This is a genomic window from Roseofilum acuticapitatum BLCC-M154 (assembly GCF_030068475.1).
In the GTDB taxonomy this organism is placed as follows: Bacteria; Cyanobacteriota; Cyanobacteriia; order Cyanobacteriales; family Desertifilaceae; genus Roseofilum; species Roseofilum acuticapitatum.
Genome location: NZ_JAQOSP010000018.1, coordinates 1 through 6,681 on the forward strand (window position 1 = coordinate 1; position 6,681 = coordinate 6,681).

The 6,681-nt window shown below is 50.7% G+C and carries 3 protein-coding genes; 2 read left to right on the forward strand and 1 reads right to left on the reverse strand.

Annotated elements, in window-relative coordinates; translation table 11 throughout:
* Nucleotides 1-153 precede the first annotated feature (153 nt).
* Entirely contained in the window at nucleotides 154-1,506 is a 1,353-nt protein-coding gene (locus PMG71_RS03025; protein ID WP_283752164.1) for an aminopeptidase P family protein, read from the reverse strand.
* Nucleotides 1,507-1,692: 186 nt separating this feature from the next.
* On the opposite strand from PMG71_RS03025, the gene PMG71_RS03030 reads away from it, so the two are divergent.
* Nucleotides 1,693-3,012, forward strand: coding sequence for a dihydroorotase (locus PMG71_RS03030; RefSeq protein ID WP_283752165.1), 1,320 nt, complete (start codon nucleotides 1,693-1,695; stop codon nucleotides 3,010-3,012).
* Nucleotides 3,013-3,369: 357 nt separating this feature from the next.
* Complete coding sequence (locus tag PMG71_RS03035; protein WP_283752166.1) at nucleotides 3,370-6,306, forward strand: tetratricopeptide repeat protein; 2,937 nt, start codon at nucleotides 3,370-3,372, stop codon at nucleotides 6,304-6,306.
* The last annotated feature ends 375 nt before the right edge of the window (nucleotides 6,307-6,681 follow it).

Here is a 6,681-nt window from a genome sequence, read left to right on the forward strand (position 1 = left end):
GAAGCGGAAATACCCTAATTAAAAATCCAGGGAGCAAGATGCTCCCACTCCAGTCAGATCAAAGAATTCGAGGAGTGCGGGCATCTTGCCCGCTTCTTAACAAATTTTCATGTCCGCTTGCGGAAACCGGACTTGATATGACTTATTTACTCATTACTCAACAATCGCCTGTTCAATCTGGTCTGGAGCGGTGGGGAGTTGCACCGTTAACACCTCGGAACCCTGGTCTGTGACCAGTACATCGTCCTCGATGCGAATGCCCCGTACATCGCTAAATTGGCTGAGTTTTTCCCAGTTGACGACGCTATCGTATTGGGCGCGGAATTGGGGATTGTTTAAGATGGCGGGAACTTGATAAAATCCGGGTTCAATGGTGACCACCATGCCCGATTTTAGAGGACGATTTAAGCGCAAAAACTGCAAGCCAAAGCGATCGCTCCTTTTTCGTCCTGGAGCATAACCAGCTAAATCCCCCAAATCTTCCATATCATGGACATCTAAGCCCAGTAAATGACCGATTCCATGGGGGAAAAACAGGGCATGGGCATCCTGTTCTACGAGGCTTTCTGGGTTGCCGATTAAAATGCCTAAATCGACCAAACCTTCTGCCATTGCCAAGGCTCCCTCTAAGTGTATTTCCTCGTATTCTCGACCCGGTTGAACTTGGGCAATACAGCGATCGTGAGCGGCTAAAACCACCTCATAAACCGCCCGTTGCGTTGGCGAAAACCGGCCATTCACCGGCCAAGTGCGGGTAATATCAGAAGCCCATCCTCCCAGGGTTTCCGCTCCGGCATCCACCAGCAATAAATCGCCAGGGGTTAAGGGATGGGGGGAGCGGTCATGATGTAGAATTTCCCCATGAACGGTGACAATACTCGAATAAGCTGGGGTCATTTCATGGGCAATAAATACGCTTTCAATGAGCGATCGCACCTGAGCCTCCGTTTTCGCCTGAGCCGTCCCCCGCATCCCCGCTAAATGTGCCTCCACACTCACCTGCACCGCTTCCCGAATTTCCGATAATGCCCCTTCATCCTGGCACAAACGCAACTCAACCACCGCCCTAGCCAACTCTAGATCTTTCCCCTGCAAAGGAGACAGAGAACGGCCTAAAATCTGCTCTTGTTGCTGGCGAGTCACCCCATCTTGCACCGGTAGCGTCGCGGCATCCTTCGCCCTCTCAGCCAAAGCAGACCAGGGATAATGAGCATCCGCGCCGATTTGTTCTGCCCATTGAGCGCCCGTCGGTTCCGGGCCATGCCACAAGACCGAACCAGGGGCAGGATCGTCCATAAATAATTCTAGCTTGCCCTGGTAGAGACGAATGGCAGCACGGGGAATGGAGAGACCGGCAAAATAGAGAAAATGACTATTGGCGCGAAAGGGATAAATATTAGCCGGAAAATTGCGGGGACTCGGCGCACCCGACCACAAGATCACCGGACAATCGATGTGTTCAGAGAGGTTAGAGCAACGCGATCGCACCAGATTAGCCAAAATCATAATCTTTCAAGTAGACAAGGGACAAGGGACAATAGACAATGGGCAATGGAAAATTAAAGACCAACTATAACATTTTCCTATTTATCCAACGGTTACGCCCTCATCCCCCTGCCCCCTTCTCCCACAGGAGAAGGGGGTGAAAGTCCCTCTCCCGTGGGAGAGGGATAGAGGGAGAGGGAATCCATTATGCCCCCATCGCCTGAACATGCCATGAGTACGCTACTTAAACAAGTACGGGCCATTAATCCCATCGCCCAAACTGACCAAATTCAAGATGTATGGTTAGACCATGGCGAAATTAAAGCCATGGGGGACTCAATTCATGAGTATCCCCCAGAAACCCAAGTGCAGGATGGTCAGGGGTTGATTGTCGGGCCGGGATTGGTAGATTTATATAGTCAAAGTGGGCAGCCAGGATTTGAGGAGCGGGAAACCCTGGAGTCTTTAGTCCATGCAGCGAGGGCGGGGGGATTTATTCGGGTGGGGGTACTGCCAACCACTGACCCCCCCATCGATAACCCGGCAACGGTGGCTCTGTTGAAGGGGAAAACGCCCCAATATCTGGGGGTGCAACTCTCATTTTGGGGGGCGCTCACCCAAGGGGCAAAGGGGCAACAGATGAATGAGTTGGGCGAGTTGGCAGGTGCGGGGGTGGTGGGGTTTAGTGATGGTCAGGCGATCGCCAATCTGCTATTATTACGCCGACTCTTGGAATATGCCGGGCCCTTGGGTAAACCGGTGGCTATCTGGCCGTTGGCGGTCGATTTAGCGGCCGATGGGGTGATGCGCGAAGGTCATGTGTCCACTCGCTTGGGCTTACCGGGAATTCCCGCAGCCGCCGAAACCGCAGCATTGGCAGCCCTGTTGGAACTGGTGGCCCAAACCCGTACCCGCGTGCATATTATGCGGGTGTCTACGGCTCGGTCTGTGCAATTAATCCAGGAGGCCAAGGAGGGGGGACTACCGGTAACCGCGAGTACCCCTTGGATGCATTTACTCTTGGATACAGAGGCTATTTCTTCCCAGAATACAGGTGGGTTTATGCCCTACGATCCCAGTTTCCGTCTAGCTGCGCCTTTGGGCAATCCAGAGGATCGAGAAGCGTTGATTTGGGGTATTCGTCAAGGGGTGATTGATGCGATCGCGATCGATCATACCCCCTATACTTACGAAGAAAAGACCGTAGGCTTTGAAACAGCTCCGATGGGGGCGATCGGGTTAGAATTAGCTCTACCCCTACTCTGGCAAGGATTAGTAGTCACGGGAGAACTGTCTGCCGTGCAACTGTGGCGCAGTTTGAGTACCTATCCGGCCTTATGCTTGAATCAAACTGCACCCAGCTTAAATATAGGACAACCGGCCGAGTTAATTGTCTTCGATCCCCAAGTATCCTGGACTCCAGATCGCACCACCCTCAAGTCTCTGGCTTCTAATACTCCTTGGTTGTACCACACTTTACAGGGTCGAGTTATGCGCCGATTTGATGTCTATCCTGAGATCAATTAACCATGAACAATGGACAATGAAACAGTAGTACCGTAACCAGGCTAAAGTAACGTAATTATAGGAGTCCAGTAGTGGGCAATGCCCACCTTACAAATTGATATCAAGTTCGCTTATTCATGTCCGCGAAGCGGAAATACCCTAATTAAAAATCCAGGGAGCAAGATGCTCCCACTCCATTCATATCAAAGAATTCGAGGAGTGCGGGCATCTTGCCCGCTTCTTAACAAATTTTCAAGTCCGCTTGCGGAAACCGGACTTGATATGACTTACATAATGTCTCATTGTTATTTAAATTGACTATACCTCTAGAAAAAAGGCGATAGAATAAAGACAAATAACGCTACTGTTTGCGTATCGATGGATTTACTGACTCAACCCAAGGTTCGGTTAATCGGTTCTACCGCCCTCTTAGCCGGAGGAACCTTTTGTGGGGGTGTCTTGGGCAGTTCCGTGGCTTCCGTGGTTGCGGGGATGATTGCCAATGATGTGATTCCCCAGCACATGGAAAATCTGACGGTGCGGTTGCGAGATAGTCGGGGGCAATTGCATAATCATGATTTAGCGGAAGCGGTGGGGTTGGCTATAGGACTGCTGATTAAAGCCAGAGCAGAGGCGGGAACCTATCCGGCATCGAAGAAGGGGCTGGTATCCCTGGCTGAATATACCGTGAAACACTGGAAAACTATCGCTCAAGAGCTGAAAGTCGTCTATCCTGAGACATTTGTCAAAATTGAAGATAGTCAGGTTCCAGGCTTATTTAGCCAGGCTCTGGGCAATGAGCCGGGGCAGGTGTTGACGGAAGCGGATTGGTTGCAGCTCTTGCAGGAAGTGCGGGGGAAAGCCCGTCTGGAATTACCGCTTAATGTGTTGGAAGAGTTGGCGCGAAACTTGCGGGATAAGTTTGCGTTTGCCTTGCGGGAAGTGTTGAAGGCGGATTGTTCCGAGGGAGGGAAAGCCTTTGGGGGGTTGGTGATTTCCCTGTTGGGGGCAATTCATGCGGGGTTGCAGGAAGTGCGGGTTCCCCAGGAGAGTCGGGAAGAGGTGAACCGGGTATTGGTGCAACTGGGGAACGTTGAACAGGAGTTGAAGGAAAATCAGGCGCGGTTTGAGCAGTTATCCGAGCAGTTGGGTGCGGGGATAGAGGTCATTTTGGGGGAAATTGCCACAACTCAGGAGATTCTCAACCGCTTGCGGGGATGGTTAGGGGGGCAGTTTGAGCAGGTATTGGCAGGACAACAGGAAATTTTAGCGGGGCAAAGTCGCTTAGGAATTACGCTCACCCAAGAGATACAGGAGAGCGAAGGGCGGATTATTGGATTTTTACAGCAGGAACGGGAACCGCAGAAATCGACTGGGGTGGGGGCTGTGGGGGATACTGTGCCTCGGACTACCCATTGGCAGGGGAGAGTGGAGGAGTTGGCGACGGTTTACGGATGGTTGGAAGATCAAGATCGGAAGTTGGGGATTATTTTGGGGATAGCGGGGGTGGGGAAATCGTCTCTGGTGGCGAAGGTGTATCGGGAGCATGAGGCATTTAGCGGTAAATATTGGGCAGAGTTGGGAGAGCGCCCTAAGTTTGCGAGTTTGGCGCGGCGGGTTTTGCAGGAGTTGGTGGGGATAGAGCGGGAAATTGTAGACAAAACGCCCGATGCTCAGGTATTGGAACTGTTGATTAACCGGTTGCAAAAGCAGAACTATTTATTGGTGTTGGATAACTTTGAGTCGGTGTTGGCGGATGGGGAGTATACCCAGTTTTTGCAGGGGTGGTTAGACTGTTGCGCTCAGACGGAGATTTTGGTGACGACGCAACAGGAGCCAGAGTTGGTGTGGGTGGAGCCGAATATTTTATCCTTGTCGGGGTTATCGAAACAGGAAGGAGCGCAGTTATTGCAGGCGCTGAAGATAGGGGGAACGGTTGAGGAGTTGGAAGCGTATGCGGAAAAGGTGAATGGACATCCGTTGACGTTGCGTCTGGTAGCCGGGATGTTGCGGGAGGAGAGGGGAAACGAGGCAACCTTGGCAGACTTGGAGCGGTTGCAGGTGGTGGATGTGCGGCAGTTGCTGGAAGATGAGCGCATTCGAGGCAGACATCGCCGGGAAACCGTGCAGTTGCTGGTGGTGTTGGATCGCAGTTTTAGTTTATTGTCGTCGGTTTGGCAAGAGCGGTTATTGCGGTTAACGGTATTGCGGCAAGGGTTTGATGCCGCTCTGGTGTCGGCAATGGTAGGCGCAGAGGTGAAGGAGAAGGAGTTACGAAAGCTTGCCGAGCGCGGGTTTTTGGTGAAGGGAGAAGGGCGTTATGAGTTTCAGCCGTTTATTTGGGAGTATTTGCAGTATCGCGCTGGGGACGTAAGGGAAGCGCACGAGCGAGCGGTGGAGGTGTATCAGAGTCGGTGTGAAATGCCGCAAGAGTGGAAAACGGCAACGGTTGAGGATGTGCAGGATTATTTGGAGTTGTTTTATCATCTGTGCCAGTTGGGAGAGTATGAACAGGCGTTTGATGTGATTGACAATAATCCAGGAAATTATGAGCAGTCAGTAAGCAAGTTTCTGGATATACGGGGTTACAACTCCCTACGGGTTCAACTCTATCTGCCATTAGTCAAGCATTTAACCAACCCTCAAGACAGGCATTATACTGATTCTTTAACCAGCTTAGGTAACGCTTACTATGCTCAAGGAAACTACCAACAAGCGATAGGCTACTACCAAAAGTGTCTGGAAATTCAACAACAAATCAGCGATCACTCTAACCCCGCTCTCTCTGGCATTGCTAAATCTTACAATAACTTAGGCAGTGCTTACGCTGGCCAAGGAGACGATCAACAAGCGATATCCTACCACCAGCAAGCTCTGAAAATCTTTCAAGAAATTGACAATTCCCCTGGTATTGCCACTTGTTTGATGAACTTAGGTAGTGCTTACGGTTCCCAAGAAGATTACCAACAAGCGATATCCTACTACCAGCAGGCTTTGGAAATCTTTCAAGAAATCGGCGATATTGGTTGTCAAGGAGTAACATGGGGTAATCTTGGAGAAATCCTCATCAAACTCGAACGCTATTCAGAAGCAGAGGACTCCTTAAAAACTGCCTTGGATCTTTCAACTCGTGCTAATGATGTTGACAATCAAGCCCATGTTCACTACAACTTTGCCGTACTCTATCAAAAGCTGGGCAATCTCGATCGCGCTCGCAGCCATTGTCAGCAAGCACTGGAATTAGCCACCGAGTTAGGGATACCCCTGGTTGAAGAGTGCCGGAGTTTGAATGAACAATTAACAATGAACAATTAACAACGAAGAGATGTCTGCGTCGTAGCCAGAAACCTTGTGCCCTCTTCCCCCTGCCCCCTTCTCCCACGGGAGAAGGGGGTTATATCAAGTTCGTTGGATCAGCTATAGTATGTCATTGCGTTAGCGAAGCTTGCGTGAAACGCGAAGCGCGAATGCTTCCCTACGGTCGCAATGACATCTATTTAACCGGACATCATATTATATCAAGTTCGCTTATTCATGTCCGCGAAGCGGAAATACCCTAATTAAAAATCCAGGGAGCAAGATGCTCCCACTCCAGTCAGATCAAAGAATTCGAGGAGTGCGGGCATCTTGCCCGCTTCTTAACAAATTAAGCGGACTTGATATTACAGCGCTTTGCGCTGTATCGGTGGA

Excerpts from the sequence above, each read along its gene's own strand:
- PMG71_RS03035 (WP_283752166.1), top strand. The coding sequence starts at position 3,370 with ATGGATTTACTGACTCAACCCAAGGTTCGGTTAATCGGTTCTACCGCC.
- PMG71_RS03025 (WP_283752164.1), bottom strand. The coding sequence starts at position 1,506 with ATGATTTTGGCTAATCTGGTGCGATCGCGTTGCTCTAACCTCTCTGAA.
- PMG71_RS03030 (WP_283752165.1), top strand. The coding sequence starts at position 1,693 with ATGCCCCCATCGCCTGAACATGCCATGAGTACGCTACTTAAACAAGTA.